The organism is Solirubrobacter phytolaccae (assembly GCF_027587195.1).
Taxonomy (GTDB): domain Bacteria; phylum Actinomycetota; class Thermoleophilia; order Solirubrobacterales; family Solirubrobacteraceae; genus Solirubrobacter; species Solirubrobacter phytolaccae.
The window spans coordinates 15,088-30,518 of sequence record NZ_JAPDDP010000046.1 but is presented as its reverse complement, the minus strand read 5'-3'; the positions used below and the strand labels follow the sequence as shown (position 1 = coordinate 30,518).

Annotated in this window: 13 protein-coding genes; 3 read left to right on the top strand and 10 right to left on the bottom strand. The window is 71.2% G+C overall.

The genetic code is table 11. The annotated features are described in order from the left end of the window. Positions 1 to 147: 147 nt before the first annotated feature. Genes OJ997_RS22340 through OJ997_RS22330 form a run of 3 tightly spaced genes read right to left on the bottom strand, consistent with a single transcriptional unit; the run spans position 148 to position 3,912 of the window. Positions 148 to 1,389 carry an SAM-dependent methyltransferase gene (locus tag OJ997_RS22340; RefSeq protein WP_270027455.1) on the bottom strand — a complete coding sequence of 414 codons (1,242 nt, stop codon included), beginning with the start codon at positions 1,387 to 1,389 and terminating at the stop codon, positions 148 to 150. Next, positions 1,386 to 2,315 carry an acyl-CoA desaturase gene (locus OJ997_RS22335; RefSeq protein ID WP_270027454.1) on the bottom strand — a complete coding sequence of 310 codons (930 nt, stop codon included), beginning with the start codon at positions 2,313 to 2,315 and terminating at the stop codon, positions 1,386 to 1,388. Before OJ997_RS22335 ends, OJ997_RS22340 begins: the two co-directional genes overlap by 4 nt. Before the next feature lie 37 nt (positions 2,316 to 2,352). Further along, on the bottom strand, positions 2,353 to 3,912 hold the full coding sequence (locus OJ997_RS22330; protein WP_270027453.1) for a D-glucuronyl C5-epimerase family protein: 1,560 nt from the start codon (positions 3,910 to 3,912) through the stop codon (positions 2,353 to 2,355). A gap of 63 nt (positions 3,913 to 3,975) precedes the next feature. Here OJ997_RS22330 and OJ997_RS22325 point away from each other — a divergent pair, with 63 nt between their 5' ends. Continuing rightward, entirely contained in the window at positions 3,976 to 5,598 is a 1,623-nt protein-coding gene (locus tag OJ997_RS22325; RefSeq protein WP_270027452.1) for a long-chain fatty acid--CoA ligase, read from the top strand. Here OJ997_RS22325 and OJ997_RS22320 read toward each other — a convergent pair. Beyond that, the gene (locus OJ997_RS22320; RefSeq protein ID WP_270027451.1) at positions 5,588 to 6,151 is read right to left on the bottom strand and encodes a VOC family protein; all 564 of its coding nucleotides are present in this window, start codon (positions 6,149 to 6,151) and stop codon (positions 5,588 to 5,590) included. The genes OJ997_RS22325 and OJ997_RS22320 overlap by 11 nt on opposite strands. A gap of 110 nt (positions 6,152 to 6,261) precedes the next feature. On the opposite strand from OJ997_RS22320, the gene OJ997_RS22315 reads away from it, so the two are divergent. Together OJ997_RS22315 and OJ997_RS22310 are read left to right on the top strand one after the other, a co-directional pair. Beyond that, a complete protein-coding gene (locus OJ997_RS22315; RefSeq protein WP_270027450.1) occupies positions 6,262 to 6,483 on the top strand; it encodes a GlsB/YeaQ/YmgE family stress response membrane protein in 222 nt (73 codons plus the stop codon). A gap of 84 nt (positions 6,484 to 6,567) precedes the next feature. Continuing rightward, positions 6,568 to 7,914, top strand: a complete 1,347-nt coding sequence (locus OJ997_RS22310) for an APC family permease (RefSeq protein ID WP_270027449.1) — start codon at positions 6,568 to 6,570, stop codon at positions 7,912 to 7,914. Here the strand turns inward: OJ997_RS22310 and OJ997_RS22305 are convergent. The 6 genes from OJ997_RS22305 to OJ997_RS22280 form a co-directional block, all read right to left on the bottom strand. Further along, complete coding sequence (locus tag OJ997_RS22305) at positions 7,906 to 9,681, bottom strand: flavin-containing monooxygenase (protein ID WP_270027448.1); 1,776 nt, start codon at positions 9,679 to 9,681, stop codon at positions 7,906 to 7,908. The two genes, OJ997_RS22310 and OJ997_RS22305, sit on opposite strands and share 9 nt — an antisense overlap. Before the next feature lie 36 nt (positions 9,682 to 9,717). Next, positions 9,718 to 10,944: an RNA polymerase sigma factor gene (locus OJ997_RS22300; protein ID WP_270027447.1), complete on the bottom strand. Its 1,227-nt coding sequence runs from the start codon at positions 10,942 to 10,944 to the stop codon at positions 9,718 to 9,720. A 164-nt stretch (positions 10,945 to 11,108) separates the two neighbouring features. Further along, on the bottom strand, positions 11,109 to 11,480 hold the full coding sequence (locus tag OJ997_RS22295) for a YciI family protein (protein WP_270027446.1): 372 nt from the start codon (positions 11,478 to 11,480) through the stop codon (positions 11,109 to 11,111). A 67-nt stretch (positions 11,481 to 11,547) separates the two neighbouring features. After that, positions 11,548 to 12,402 carry a hypothetical protein gene (locus tag OJ997_RS22290; protein WP_270027445.1) on the bottom strand — a complete coding sequence of 285 codons (855 nt, stop codon included), beginning with the start codon at positions 12,400 to 12,402 and terminating at the stop codon, positions 11,548 to 11,550. Beyond that, positions 12,341 to 13,324: a sensor domain-containing diguanylate cyclase gene (locus OJ997_RS22285; RefSeq protein WP_270027444.1), complete on the bottom strand. Its 984-nt coding sequence runs from the start codon at positions 13,322 to 13,324 to the stop codon at positions 12,341 to 12,343. Before OJ997_RS22285 ends, OJ997_RS22290 begins: the two co-directional genes overlap by 62 nt. Before the next feature lie 34 nt (positions 13,325 to 13,358). After that, entirely contained in the window at positions 13,359 to 15,374 is a 2,016-nt protein-coding gene (locus tag OJ997_RS22280; RefSeq protein WP_270027443.1) for an ATP-dependent Clp protease ATP-binding subunit, read from the bottom strand. Positions 15,375 to 15,431 lie beyond the last annotated feature (57 nt).

The window sequence follows — 15,431 nt, the reverse complement described above, 5'->3', positions numbered from 1 at the left end:
TCCTAAGGGGGCGGCACTGGGGAGCGGCCGCGGAAGATCTGGGGAGGCTTTGACGACCCCAAACCGCCCGGGTGGCGGACTCAAGTGCGCTCGAACCTCACGAGCAGCCGGATGCCGCCCGTGAGGTACATGCTAGCGCGCGGCGGGCTAGCCGTTGTGTGACGTTTTCTCTGCTCGCACCTGGTAAACGGACAGGAACCCACTTTCGAAACCCTGACGGGAGACGCGCAGGTAGATGCGCCAGACCCGCACGCGCTCGTCTCCGCCGAGCTGCCGGGCACGGTCGAGGTTGGCCTCGAACCGGTGCTGCCACTCGAGCAGCGTCCGCGCGTAGTCGTCCGGAAAGTCCTCCACGTGGCGGGTGTGCAGGCCGGCGCGCTCGACCGCCGTCTGGATGCGCGAGACGTGCAGCGGCGCGGCGTCGGGCCAGACGTAGCGCTCCGAGAACGGGCCCGCTTCCGCGTCCCCGACGCGCAACCGCGCGATGCCGTGGTTGAGCAGCGTCCCGCCCGGCTTGAGCAGCGACGCCAGCTTGGCCATGTACGCGTCGACGTTCACCGCGCCGACGTGCTCGACCATGCCGATCGAGGCGATCGCGTCGAACTGCTCGCCAGTGGTCGCGCTTAGCGCCGACGAAGTCGGCTGCTGCGTTCGACCGCCGAGCTCCCGGTAGTCCATCACCCGGATGTCGACGGGCAGCCCGGCCGCGCGCTCGCGCGCCAGCCGCGCCTGCGGCTCGCTCAGCGTGATGCCCGTGACGTGCACGCCGTGCTCGCGCGCCGCGTGGATCGCGAACGCGCCCCAGCCGCAGCCGACGTCGAGCACGCGCATCCCGGGCTTGAGCCCGAGTTTGGTGCAGACCAGCTCGAGCTTGGTGAACTGCGCCTCCTCGAGCGTCTTCGCCCCGCGCGACCAGATCGCGCACGAGTACGTCATCGACTCGTCCAGGAACAGCGAGAAGTACTCGTTGGAGAGGTCGTAGTGGTGCGTGACCGAGCGCTTGTCGCGCAGGATCGAGTGCCGCGCGCCCTTCGCGCGGAACTCCATCGCCGGCACCTTCGGCACGCGCCGGAGCGCGCCGGCCTTGACCGCGCCGCGCGCGATCTTGAGCTTGGTGGCGTTGTCCATCGGCGGCGGCGACCAGCGCGCGATCAGCGCCATCGCCGCGTCCATGTCGTCGACCTCGATGCCGCCGCTCACGTACGCGCGGCCGACGCCGAGCTGCGAGGGCGCGCGCAGGATGTGGCCCAGCGCGACGGGTGAGGTGAGGCTGAAGGTGGGGCCCTCAGCGCCGCCTGTGGGCGACAGCGAGGTGCCGTCCCACAGCTGGAGGGTGAACGGGCGGTCCGGCAGCGCCTCCGCCAGTGCAGCGCGGAGCTCCTCCGTCACGTCGCGAGCTTGGCGGCCTGACGTTCGGGGGGCACGCGGACCACGTCCCAGGCGAGGCCCGTCTTCTCGAGGGCCCAGATGACCCACGCGGAAGGATCGAAGTTCCATCGTGAGAGACCATGCCGCGCGGAGGTGGGAAACGCATGATGGTTGTTGTGCCACGCCTCACCGAAGGTGAAGAACGACAGCCACCACAGGTTGCGCGACTCGTCCGTCGTCTCGTACTTGCGACGGCCGAAGAAGTGGCACAGCGAGTTGATGCTGTAGGTCGCGTGGTGCAGGACGAGCATCCGCACGGCGCCGCCCCACAGCAGGCCCGTGAGGCCCTCGGCGACCGTGCCGCCGATCGCCCAGCCGAGGAAGAACGGCACGACGAGCCCGGCGGCCACCCACAGCACGAAGGTGCGGTTGATGAAGCTGACGACCGGGTCCTTCATCAGGTCCGGCGCGTAGCGGGACTTCAGGCCGCGCTCCGTGTGGATGAACAGCCAGCCCACGTGCGCGTGGAACAGGCCGCGGAGCGCGCCCTTGAGGCCGTGCCCGTGGTCCACGTGCGGGGAGTGCGGGTCGCCCGGCTGGTCCGAGTACGTGTGGTGCTTGCGGTGGTCGGCGACCCACGAGATGACGGGACCCTCGATCGCGGCGCTGCCGAGCGCGGCGAGGATCGCGCGCACGGCCTTGCCCGTCTTGAACGAGCGGTGCGTGAACAGCCGGTGGAAGCCGACCGTGATCCCGAAGCCTGTGAGCGTGTACATGATCGCGAACACGATCAGGTCGCTCCAGCCGAGCAGCTCCGACCATACCTGCCAGGCGACGACTCCGAGCGCCAGGATCGGCAGCACCGTGACCGTTCCGGTCAGGAAGCGGTCGAGGTTCTCGTTGGCGACCGGCTGGACATCGTCGCGGGTGGGCTGGGTGGCCGTCATTGCGCGCCAGTGTGTCACGTCGGCGCGCGTTGACGACTCAACCTGTGTCGGGTCTCTCACCTGCCGCTTGGCGCTTGTTCGCCTTCTTCTGCTTTTTGGGCTTCTTCTTCTTGGCGGCCGGTGTCGTGACCCGGACGACCCGGGTCTCGACGCCCACCGGCCCGCTCGGGCCCCGCGCCTCGATCCGGACCCGGAAGCGCCCGCGGCCCTCCGGCTTCCAGGCGAACGAGTGGCTCCCGCGCGGGAGCTGCGCGAAGTCGCGGGAGAGGCTCAGCCCGCGCTTGCCCCACACGCGCACCTTCACGGAGGAGACCTTCGAGAGGCTGAAGCGCACGGTCCGCGCGCGGTCCCAGCGGGTGCCCTTGAGCGGGGCGAGCCCGATCCGCGTCGGCTCCTTCTCGTAGCGCTCGAAGCGCGAGAACGTCCGGCAGTAGATCCGTGCGTCGGTGCGGTCGCATAGCCCGCCGAGGAACCCGGCCGTCAGCGCGTGGTAGCTGAGCGTGGACTCGGCGCCGCGCTGGGAGTACAGCGACCACGCGCCCGTGTCGTACTCGGCGACGGAGCGGCGCGCGGCGCGGTCGCCGGAGCGGAACAGCCGGCGCGCGCGGTCGGAGTGCAGGAGCGCGCTCGTGTCCCGCAGGCCGAGCACGGCCTGCAGCTCCCCGTTGAGCACCTGATGGCCGGGCGAGAACGAGTACAGCCGGTAGTGGCCGGACACCGCGACGCCGCTCGGCGGCGCCTGCTCGAACGCGCCGAGCGACCGCTCCGCCGCGCGCTTCCAGCGGGTGTAGCCGAGCGCCCGGTACCCGCGCGCGAGCGCCTGCGCGGCGGTCGCCTGCGTCATACCGGACACCCACGGCGGGGAGCCGGTCCCGTAGGCGAAGTAGTACTCCCACGCGAGGTAGCCACTGCGGCGGGCGCCGAGCGAGGCGAGCCGGTCGAGGGAGCGCGTGACCGCCGCGCGCCGGCAGGTGTCGCGCGTGGTCTTGGTCCGCAGCGCGGCCAGGCACGCGCCCGCGATCGCGTTCGCCCGGCCCCAGCTCGCGAGCGGCTGGAGCTGCAGGCCGCGGCCGGGGTAGTACTGGAAGATCGTGGGGTCGCGCCCGAAGGTCGTGCGCCAGCCCGACGCGGGCACCGGCTGGTCCTTCCAGAAGCGCACGTTCTGGCGCAGGATGAGGAACGTCGGGCGCAGCCGGTCGGCGGTGAGGATGTGCCCGGCGGCCAGCGAGCGGACCGCGTTCACGACGTACGCGAGCTCGGTGTGGGGGACGCCGGAGAGCCGCCCGAGGACCGCGTTCGCGTTCGTCCACTCGGCGCGCATCGAGCCCTCGGCGCCGACCGTGATCCGGCCCGTCAGCCGCGCGACGCGCAGCGCACCCTCGACCGACTTCGAGCGCCGCATGCGCGCGATCTCGGCCCGGCGCGCCGCCTCGTAGGCCTCACGGCGCTTGACGAGGGCGTCGAACCCGCCGGTCTTGGGCGGCAGGCGATCCAGCTCGTCGAAGCGCGCGGGCGTGGGCACGGGCTCCGAGCGCTGCTCCTCTCCGCAGCCGGCGAGCACGAGCGCGGCCACGGCAAGGACCCTCCACCACTTCACACGGCCCACCATGGCAGCAAATACGGGAACATGAGCTAGACGAACGGGAAGGAGAGAGGCCGCATGCAAGGACTCATGTCGCAGTACCCGCTCACACTCACCCACATCTTCAATCGGGCTGAGCGCTTGTTCGCGGACAAGGGGGTGGCGACGGTCCAGGCCGGTGGCATCGACCGCATCACCTACGGCGAGTGGGCGCAGCGCACGCGCAAGCTGGCGACCGTGCTCGACGAGCTGGGGATCAGCCCGGACGGCCGCGTCGCGACCTTCGCCTGGAACACCGCGCGCCACCTGGAGCTCTACTTCGCAGCGCCCTGCAGCGGCCGCGTCCTGCACACGCTGAACATCCGCCTGTTCCCGGACGACATCGTCTACATCGCCGATCACGCCGAGGACGAGGTCGTGTTCGTCGACCGGTCGCTGCTCGGCGTGTTCTGGCCTTTGGTCGATCGCTTGAGCACCGTCAAGCATGTGATCGTCATGGACGACGGTGTTCCTGAGGAAGTTCCCGACGATCCGCGCGTGCAGGACTACGAGACGCTGCTCGCGGCCGCCTCCCCCGCCGAGTTCCCGGTGCTCGAGGACGAGAACCAGGCCGCCGCCATGTGTTACACGAGCGGCACGACCGGCCATCCGAAGGGCGTCGTCTACTCGCACCGCTCGACCGTCCTGCACTCGATGGGCGCGCTCGTGGTCGACGCGGCCGCGGTCTCCGAGAAGGACCGCGTGATGCCGGTCGTCCCGATGTTCCACGCCAACGCCTGGGGCCTGTGCCAGGCGGCGGTGATGGCGGGCGCGAACCTCGTGATGCCCGGCCCGAAGATGCAGCCCGCCGCGATCGCGGAGCTGATGGAGGGCGAGAAGGTGACGCTGGCCGCGGGCGTGCCGACGATCTGGATGGGCGTGCTGCCGGAGCTCAAGGGACGGGACCTGTCGTCTCTACGGGACATCGTGTGCGGCGGGTCCGCGGTGCCGAAGTCGCTCAGCGAGGCCTACCGCGAGCAGGTCGGGCTGCCGATCCTGCAGGCCTGGGGCATGACCGAGACCTCGCCGGTCGCGACGACCGGGCGGATCAAGTCGCAGTTCGCGGACGCCTCCGACGAGGAGCTGGCGGACCTGCGCGCGGCGCAGGGCACGCCGATCCCGCTGGTCGAGCTGCGGATCGCCGATCCCGCCACGGGCGAGGAGCTGCCCTGGGACGGCGAGGCACGCGGCGAGCTGCAGGCGATCGGGCCGTGGATCGCCCGCGCCTATTACAACGACGAGCGCTCCGACGACTCCTTCACCGAGGACGGCTGGCTGCGCACGGGCGACGTGGCGACGATCTCGCCCAACGGCTACGTGCGCCTGGTGGACCGCACGAAGGACCTCGTCAAGTCCGGCGGCGAGTGGATCTCGTCCGTCGAGCTCGAGAACGCGATCATGGCCCACCCGAAGATCGCCGAGGCCGCGGTGATCGGCATCCCGGACGAGAAGTGGTCCGAGCGGCCGCTCGCGTGCGTGGTGCCGGAGAACGGGGAGGAGGTCACGCTGGACGAGCTGCGCGAGTTCCTGGCCGAGCGCGTGCCCAAGTGGTGGCTCCCGAACGACCTGGAGATCATCGAGGAGGTGCCCAAGACGTCCGTGGGCAAGTTCTCCAAGAAGACGCTCCGCGAGCAGTTCGCGGAGCGCAAGGCTACGGCCTGAACGTCTGCTCGCCGAGGCCGATGGCGCGCACCGCCGGCGCGCCATCGACGACGCGCACGCCGAGGTCGGCGCCGTCGAGCCAGCGGCCGAGCCGGTCCGCGTCGCCGGCGACCTCGATGAAGGTGAGCTCCGGGGCGCCACCCTCGCCGGGCCGCGACGTGCCCTGGATGAAGAACGGCAGCGTCGGCTCGTCGAGCGCCTCCTCGACGCCGGTCAGCTTGCCCTCCAGGCCCGCGCGGCGGATCGTCGACACGCGCGTGCCGAGCCGCTCCGCGACCGCTTCGACGCTCTCCACGCGCACGGCCCAGCCGATCAGCCCGTCGCCCGCTTCGATGCGCGCCAGCACGCGGCTGCCGAACGGGTGCGCGGCGGCCTCGTCGCGGTCGCCGATCGCCATCAGCTCCAGGTAGGTCTCACCGAGCGGGACGATCCGGTTGTGCGTGCCCTGGCCCTCGTGCACGCCGCCGGGCCGCACCTCCAGGCCGAGCGCGCGCATCCGCTCACTGGCCGCGTCGAGGTCGCTCGTGCCGTAGATGACGTGGTCGAGGCGCATGATCCGGAGCCTAGCCGGGGTAGGGCCTCGGGATGATCGGCGCACTCATCCTTGGATTCCTTGCCGGCATCATCGGGCGGCTTCTCATGCCCGGCGATGTCTTCCGTCACATGAACGGGCCCACTTCGTGGCTCGTCTCCCTCGTCATCGGCCTGCTCGGCGCGGCCGTCGGCTGGTTCCTGTTCACCTACCTGCTCGGGATCGGCGACGAGGACGTCTTCGACCTCGGCGGCCTCCTCTCCGCGGTCATCGGCGTGCTCATCGTGCTGCCGCTCGCGGGCTTCGTGCTGCGTCGCACCGGCATGTCGCCGGAGCGTCCGCCCGCCCCCTGACCGTCCTAGTTCGGACCGGCGGGCCCCAGGGCTTGGCTCGTCGGTCCCTTTGGGTGGATACTCGCCCTGGGTAACGCCCGCCCTATGGCCGTCGCCGAACCACCCCGCGCAGATCTGAACCCGGAGACCGGCGAGTTCGAGACGCCGCTCAAGCGGGTGATCGGGCCGGGGATGCTGCTGGTGTTCGTCGTCGGCGACGTGCTCGGCGCCGGCATCTACGCCCTCGTCGGCGTCGTCGCGGGGGAGACCGGCGGCGCGATCTGGACCGCGTTCCTGTTCGCGACCATCCTCGCGATCATGACCGCCTTCTCCTACGCGGAGCTGGTCACGAAGTACCCGGCGGCGGGCGGCGCCGCGACCTACGTCGACACCGCCTTCAAGGTGCCGCTGCTGACGTTCGTGATCGCGTTCGCGGTCATGTGCTCGGGGATCGCCTCCGCGGCGACCCTGTCGAAGGCGTTCGCGGGCGACTACCTGTCGGAGTTCGTCGAGCTGCCGGTCGTGCTCGTGGCGATCGGCTTCCTGCTGATCGTCGCGCTCATCAACTTCCGCGGGATCAGCGAGTCGATCAAGCTCAACATGGTGCTGACGGGGATCGAGGTGCTCGGCCTCGTGATCATCGTCGTCATCGGCGTCGCCGCGCTCGCCAACGGCGACGGTGACGCCGGCCGTAACCTGGACTTCCCTGCGGGCGAGAACGTGGCGCTGGCGATCGTCGGCGGCGCCGCGCTGTCCTTCTACGCGCTGATCGGCTTCGAGGACGCGGTCAACGTCGCCGAGGAGACCAAGGACCCGGCGCGCAACTTCCCCAAGGCGCTGTTCGGCGGCCTGCTGATCGCGGGCGTGATCTACCTGCTGGTGACCTTCACGGCGTCCATGGTCGTGCCGACGCAGCAGCTCACCGACAGCGACGGTCCGCTGCTCGAGGTCGTGCGCGAAGGCCCGCTCGGCGTCCCGACCAAGCTCTTCGCCGGGATCGCGCTGCTGGCGGTCGCCAACGGCGCGCTGATCAACATGATCATGGCCTCCCGGCTCGTCTACGGGATGTCGGTCCGCGGCGTCGTGCCGCGGATCTTCGACCGCGTGCACAGCGGCCGGCACACGCCGATCGCGGCGATCATCTTCACGACCGGGCTGGCCATGCTGCTGGCCTCGCTCGGCGACCTCAGCGACCTCGCCGGCACGACGACGACCCTGCTGCTGTTCGTCTTCGCCATCGTCAACGTCGCCGTGCTCGTGCTGCGCCCCGACCCCGGCGCGCACCCGCACTTCCAGGCGCCGAGCGTGATCCCCGTCGCCTCGGTCGTGATCATCGTCTTCCTGCTCATCCGTCGCGCGTCGGACAACCCCGAGTACTTCGCCTACGCGGGTGCGCTGGTGGCACTCGGGATCGTCCTGTGGGCGGTTCAGCGCGTGGCGTCCTCACGCTAGGTGATGGACCTCCTGTAGCCCGTAGACGGGCGTCTCGACGCCCTCCATGCGGGCCTTGAGCTGCAGCGCGAGGTAGAGCGAGTAGTGGCGCGACTGGTGCAGGTTGCCGCCGTGGAACCACAGCTGGTCCTGCCGGGTCGGCTTCCACATGTTGCGCTGCTCGCCCTCCCACGGACCGGGGTCCTTGGTCGTATCCGACCCGAGGCCCCAGACCTTGCCGACCGTGTCCGCGACGTCCTGGGAGATCAGCTCGGCGGCCCAGCCGTTCATCGAGTTGTAGCCCGTGGCGTAGACGACCAGGTCGGCCTCGAGCGTGGTGCCGTCCTCGAGCTCGACGGCGTGCTCAGTGAGCCGCGCGACCTTGCCGTGGGCGAGCTTGATCTTGCCGTCGGCGACGAGCTCTGACGCACCCACGTCGATGTAGTAGCCCGAGCCGCGACGCAGGTACTTCATGAACAGGCCGGAGCCGTCCTCGCCCCAGTCGAGCTGGAAGCCGACGGCCTCAAGCCGGTCGTAGAAGTCCTTGTCGCGCTCGCGCATCTGGTCGTAGAGCGGGATCTGGAACTCGTGCAGGATCCGGTAGGGGAGGCTGGCGAAGATGAGGTCGGCCTTCTCGGTCGTGACGCCGGCCGCGACGGCTTCCTCGGAGTAGAGCGCGCCGAGGCCGATCTCCATCAGCGTGTTGCTGCGGACGATGTGCGTGGAGGAGCGCTGCACCATCGTCACGTCCGCGCCCGCCTCCCACAGCGCCGCGCAGATGTCGTGGGCGGAGTTGTTGGACCCGATGACGACGCACTTCCTGCCGGCGTACGCATCCGGGCCGGGGTGCTTGGACGAGTGGTGCTGGTCGCCCTTGAAGACGTCCATGCCGTCGATCACCGGCAGGTTCGGCTGCGAGGACATGCCGGTGGCGAGCACGAGCTGGCGCGGGCGGAGCGTGATCGCCTGGCCGGCGCGCTCGACCTGCACCGTCCAGCGCGCCTCGTCGGGGTCGTACGAGGCGCTCCGCACGGTGGTCGAGCCCCAGTAGTTGAGCTCCATCACCCGCGTGTACATCTCGAGCCAGTCGCCGATCTTGTCCTTGGGCGAGAACACGGGCCAGTTCTCGGGGAACTTGATGTACGGCAGGTGGTCGTACCAGACCGGGTCGTGCAGGCACAGCGACTTGTAGCGCCGGCGCCAGCTGTCACCGGGGCGCTCGTTGCGCTCGCAGATGATCGTCGGCACGCCGAGCTGGCGCAGCCGCGCGCCGAGGCCGATCGCGCCCTGGCCGCCGCCCACGATCACGACCTCGGGGTCGACGCTGTAGCCGAGCTCCTCCGCCTCGCGTTGCCGATCCTCGAGCCAGGTCACGCGGTCCGGGTCGGCGCCGTGGATAACGCCCTTCGGCCGATGCGTGCCCTTCGGCTCCTCGTGCCCCTTGAGCTCGTAGAGCGCGGTGAGCAGCGTCCACGCCTTGCCGTCTCTGAGGCGGAGCAGGCCGTTGCCGCGGCCGGTTGCGGTCTCGAACGCGATCCAGGCCGTCGTGATGCCGTCCGCGGTGTCCGGCGGCTCCGTCGTATGCCAGTTGGTGGGCTGCGTGTGCTCGAGCGTGGCGTCGAGCATCGCCTCGATCTCGCTCGGGCCCTCGACGGTCTTGAGGTTCCACGTGAACGCGACGAGGTCGCGCCAGAAGCTCTCCTCGTGGAACAGCGCCGCGGCTCCCGCGGTGTCGTTTGCACGCAGTGCAGTGTCGAACTCGGACAACCACTGGTCGACGTCGCTCACGGGTCTCTCCTCCCCCTGCCGGTGACCTCGCGGACGTTACAGGGCGGCGGCGCGCGTGCGAAGGAGCTGCTGCTCGGCGGCGTTGTCGGTGAGGGTGGCGGCGAGCTCCAGCTCCGCGCGCGCCTCGTCCGCGCGACCGAGCTTGGCGAGCAGGTCGGCGCGCACGCTCGGCAGCAGGTGGTAGCTCGGGAGCGCGTCGCGCAGCTGGTCCACGTGCGCGAGGCCGGCGGCCGGGCCGAACGCCATCCCGATCGCGACGGCGCGGTTGAGCTCCACGACCGGGCTGGGGGACAGGCGCGCGAGCTGCTCGTAGAGCGCCGTGATCCGGTACCAGTCGGTGTCCTCGGGGCGGCGCGCACGGGCGTGGCAGGCGGCGATCGCGGCCTGCAGGCCGTACGGGCCGAGCCCCAGCCGCTCGGCGTTCGCCAACGCTTCGAGCCCGCGGCGGATCAGCAGCGGATCCCAGCGGCGGCGGTCCTGGTCGAGTAGCAGGATCGGGTTGCCGGCCCGGTCGGTCCGCGCGTGTAGGCGTGACGCCTGGATCTCCATCAGCGCGACGAGCCCGTGCGCCTCGGAGGCGCCGGGCGCCAGCCGCGCCAGGATGCGGCCGAGCCGCAGCGCGTCCTCGCACAGGTCGGGCCGCATCCAGTCCTCGCCGGCGGACGCCGTATAGCCCTCGTTGAAGATCAGGTAGACGACTTCGAGGACGCTCGCGAGCCGTGGGGCGAGCTGGTCGCCTTCCGGGACCTCGAAGCGCACGTGCTCGTCGGCCAGCGCGCGCTTGGCACGGACGATCCGCTGCGCGACCGTCGCCTCAGGCACGAGGAACGCGCGCGCGATCGCGGGCGTGGTGAGGCCGCCGAGCATCCGCAGCGTGAGCGCCACGCGCGCCTCGACCTTCAGCACCGGGTGGCAGCAGGTGAACATCAGCGCGAGCACGTCGTCGCCGATCTCGTCGCCGGGCCGCTCGACGCGCGTCATCGCCAGCTGCACGCCGAGCTCCCACGCGAGCTCCTCCTGCTTGGTCGCCAGCCGCTGGTTGCGGCGCATGAGGTCGATCGCGCGGTGCTTCGCGGTGGCCATCAGCCAGGCGCCCGGGTTGTCCGGGACGCCCGACCGCGGCCACGTCTCCAGCGCCGCCACCAGCGCGTCCTGCGCGAGGTCCTCGGCGACGCCGACGTCCCGCACCATCCGCGCGAGGCCACCGATGAGCCGGGCGGACTCGATCCGCCAGACCGCCTCGATGGCCTCGCGCGATGACACCTAGTGTCCCGAGTCGGAAGTTGGCGCGTGCATAGCGGGCCCGATCGTCGTGGCTGGGTCCGCTGGTGATTCCAGCGCATACTGGTGGTACGTGCGGGATCGCCGGCGGCCGCCAGGCGCGGCGAGACGTCCGGTAGGCGCCCGCGAACTTCCGACTCGGGGCACTACTTGATCTCGGCGGCCGCCGCGATGTCCTCGCTGAAGTCCTCCATCTCGTAGATCCGGCGGACCTCGACGAACGACTGCCCCGAGAGCGGGATCCGCTTGGTCCACTCGACCGCCTCGGCCTGGTCCTTGGCCTGGATGATCCAGTAGCCGCCGACGAGCTCCTTGGCCTCGCTGAACGGCCCGTCGGTCACGCCGCCCTCGCTCACGCGCGTGTACTCGGGCGCCAGCCCGTCCGCGCCGAGCAGCGCACCCGCGTCCGACAGCGCCTGGTTGAACTTGTTCATCGCCTCGACGTCCTCGAGCGACGGTCCGGCGGCGTACTCCTCGTCGCTGATGACGGGGTACATGAAGAGCAGGAATCGAGCCATTGCCAGCAGTCTCCTTGGTTGGGATCTACAAGCGCGACGACCGGGCGATCCCGATATCGACAGTGACCTACTTCGTGGCGCGTAGCCGCTCGGTACGCAGCTCGTGCGACTCGTCCGGGAGGCGCGCCTCGTACCAGATCCGGTAGCCGTCGGAGAGCGGGAGGACCTCGAGGTAGCGGACGTCCGCGAGCGGCTCGCCACTCGCCTCGAAGCGGTCGCCGTCGCGCACGGTGACGCCTGTGCGCTCGAACCAGTTCTCGGCCTCGGAGGCGCGGGCGTCGTAGGCCGCGCGGCCGTCGGGCAGGACCGTCGTGAGGCGCGCGCCGCGCTGGGACCACGTGCCCGGGCGGCCCTCGAGGACGGTGCCGTGCCAGTCCCAGGTCCAGCCGTCGGCGCTGGTGGCGTAGGCCGTGTTCATGCGGTCCTCCTCGCCCGGGACGTCGAGCAGGTGGCAGCAGATCCACGCCTCCCAACCCGAGCCGGCACGGCGGATGATCGGGTCCTTGACGGCGGTCGCCTCGTCGCCGGCGAAGGCGACGCTGATCTCCGCAGCGGCAAGGCCCTCCAGCGTCGGCGCCTCCAGCACGGCGATCCACCAGTGCTTCGTCCCGGGCGTGGCGCAGCTCGCCCACAGGCGCCAGCCGGCCTCGGTCCGGGCGAGCGCGGGGCGCTCGGTCCACTGCGCGCCGAAGTGGTCCTGGGGCAGCACGAGCACCGTCTCCAGCGTCTCGCCGTCGACGGAGCGCGCGATCACGGTCTCGTCGGTGGTGTCCGGTCCGTTGCGGACGCGGTAGCCGACGACGAACGTCCCATACTCGTCGAGCACGGCGCACGGCGCGCCGGCCCAGAACTGCGGTCCCCTACCGGGTGCCGGGGCCGCGACCGTCGGAGTCGCCGAGCCCGGCAGCGGGAAGTCGGTCATCCCGGGCATGTTGCCGCTTGACGGCGTACATCGCGCGGTCGGCGGCGGCGAGGACGTCCTCGCCACCCGCGGCGACGCCGACGCTCGCGGTCACGACGAGCAGCTCGCCGCCGACCGCGAACGGGTCGGCGAACGCCTCCTCCACGCGCGCGGCGACCTCCAGCTCGGAGCCCGCCTCGACCAGCAGCGCGAACTCGTCGCCGCCGAGCCGGGCGACCGTGTCCGTCGCGCGCACGCAGGTCTGCAGGCGCCGGGCGACGATCCGCAGCACCTCGTCGCCGGCCGCGTGCCCGAGCCGGTCGTTGATCGGCTTGAACGCGTCGAGGTCGATGAAGAGCACGGCGGGCTCGCCCGTCTCGGTCAGGCGCTCGTCGAACAGCGCGCGGTTCGCGAGCCCGGTCAGCGGGTCGTGCCACGCGCGGTGGCGGAGCGCCTGGCGGGACTCGTCGTCGCGCACGGTCAGCACGAGCCCGCGCACGCGCTCGTCACGGGTGAGGTCGGCGGCGACCGCGTGCACGTGGCGCACGGAGCCGTCCGCGTGGCGGAGCCGGAACTCGGCCTCGCCGGTCCCGGCGTCCAGGTAGCGCAGGACGGCCGGCACGTCGTCCTCGTGCACGTGGTCGATCAGGCGCCCGCCGCTCTCCGCGTCGCCGAGCAGCGTCGCCGACGCGCCGAGCACCCGGCGCAGGCGGCCGTCGCGCTCGACGATCAGGATCAGGTCGGAGGCGTGCTGCAGGATCACCCGCAGCGTCGCGACCTGCTCCGCGCGGATCCGGCGCTCGCGCGCGAAGAACCACAGCGCCGCCACCAGCGGGATGACCACCAGCGGCGCCGCGAGCCCGAGCGGGCTCCAGTACGACAACGCCGCCGCGAGGAGGATCACCGTGGTGATCACCTCGCGGCGGCTCAAGATCCGTCCCATCGACCTCCGATGATCGGCGCCGATGGTCAGAGCTTTAGACCATCGCGTGCTCCGGCTCGATGGCCAGCGCGCCATCTTCCGCAACGTGCACGCGATCGTGGTCGGCGATCTCGCCGGCGAGGATCGCGCGCGTCAGCGCCTTCTCCAGCGTGCGCCGGATGTGCCGCTGCAGCGGGCGGGCGCCGTAGGCCTCGTCGAAGCCCTCACGCGCCAGGGCGGCGACGTACTCGCCGGACACGTCGAGCTCGATCCCGCGCTCGGCGCGCAGCCGGTCACCGACCCGGGCGACCATCTGGCCCGCGATCCGCTCGACCTGCTCGGGGGCGAGCGCGTCGAAGGTCACGATCTCGTCGATCCGGTTGATGAACTCCGGCAGGAACGCCTGCTTGGCGGCGTCCTCCATGCGCGACGCCTCCGCGGCGGGCTCACCGGCCGTGAAGCCGATCCCGCGCTTGGCCTTGCCCGCGCCGAGGTTCGACGTCATCACGATCACCGCGTTGGTGAAGTCCACCGTGCGGCCCTCGCCGTCGGTCAGCCGGCCGTCGTCCATGACCTGCAGGAGGACGTTCCAGACCTCGGGGTGCGCCTTCTCGATCTCGTCGAGCAGGATCACCGAGTACGGGCGCCGGCGCACGGGCTCGGTCAGCTGGCCGCCGTCCCCGTACCCGACGTAGCCGGGGGGAGAGCCGATCAGCCGCGCGACCGTGTGCGGCTCGCGGAACTCGGACATGTCGATCCGGACCAGCGCCTTCTCGGTCGCGAACAGCCGCTCCGAGAGCGCCTTGACCAGCTCGGTCTTGCCGACGCCGGTCGGGCCGAGGAACAGGAAGCTGCCCAGGGGCCGGTCGCCCTCGGAGAGCCCGACGCGGGCGCGGCGGATCGTGTCCGCGACGACCTCGATCGCCGCGTCCTGGCCGACCACGCGCTCGTGCAGGTCCGCCTCGAGCTCGGTCAGGCGCTGGAGCTCACCTTCGACCAGCTCGCCGACCGGGATGCCGGTGCGGGCGGCGACGACCGACGCGATCTGCGTCTCGCCGACGACGACCGGTCCGGCGTCCGACTGGCGGCGCTTGAGCTCGGCCGCGCGCTCATAGTCCTCGCGCGCGACGGCGTCCGCGATCTCCTCCGACAGGTCCTTCGCGCCCGTCAGCCGCAGCCGCGCCGCGGCCTGGTCGACGAGGTCGATCGCCTTGTCGGGGAGGTGGTAGTCGCTGATGTAGCGGTCGCTGAGCCGCGCCGCGGCCTCGAGGGCGGCGTCGTCGATCATGACGCTGTGGTGCTTCTCGTAGGCGCCGCGCAGGCCGCGCAGGATCGTCACGGTGTCCTCGACGGACGGCTCCTCGATCGTCACCGCGCTGAAGCGGCGGGCGAGGGCGGAGTCGCGCTCGATCTTGCGGTACTCGGCCAGCGTGGTGGCGCCGATCACGCGCAGCTCACCGCGGGCGAGCAGCGGCTTGAGGATGTTGGCCGCGTCCATGCCGCCCTCGGCGTTGCCCGCGCCGAGCACGGTGTGCAGCTCGTCGATGAACAGGATCGTCTTGCCGTCCTTGGCGTCCTCGAGCGCCTCCTTCAGGCGCTTCTCGAACTGGCCGCGGAACTGGGCGCCGGCGACCATGCCGCTCAGGTCGAGCGCGACCAGGCGGGTGCCGTGCAGCGTCTCGGGGACGTCCTGCTGGTGGATGCGGAGGGCCAGGCCCTCGGCGATGGCGGTCTTGCCGACGCCGGCCTCGCCGATCAGCACGGCGTTGTTCTTGCGCCGGCGGGCGAGGATCTCGATGGTCTGGGCGATCTCGTCGTCGCGACCGACGACCGGATCGACCCGCCCCGCCGCCGCGTCGGCGGTCAGGTCACGGCCGAACTCGCTGAGCGCACCCTGCGGCTTGGCGCGGGAGGGGTCAGCGGGCGTGCGGTCGCGGACTTCGGCCGCGCACGTTTCACACAGCACCGCGGTGCGCCGCTGAGGGCCCGCCGCGAACACCATGCGCACCGTACCCGGCCGCTCGCCGCAGACGGCGCAGAGCGTGGGAGTGGTGTCGAAAATCTCAGTCACGCAGACTAAGATAGCGGTTGCTTGCGCATGCAATGTGATTGGCCTCACGGACCGCTG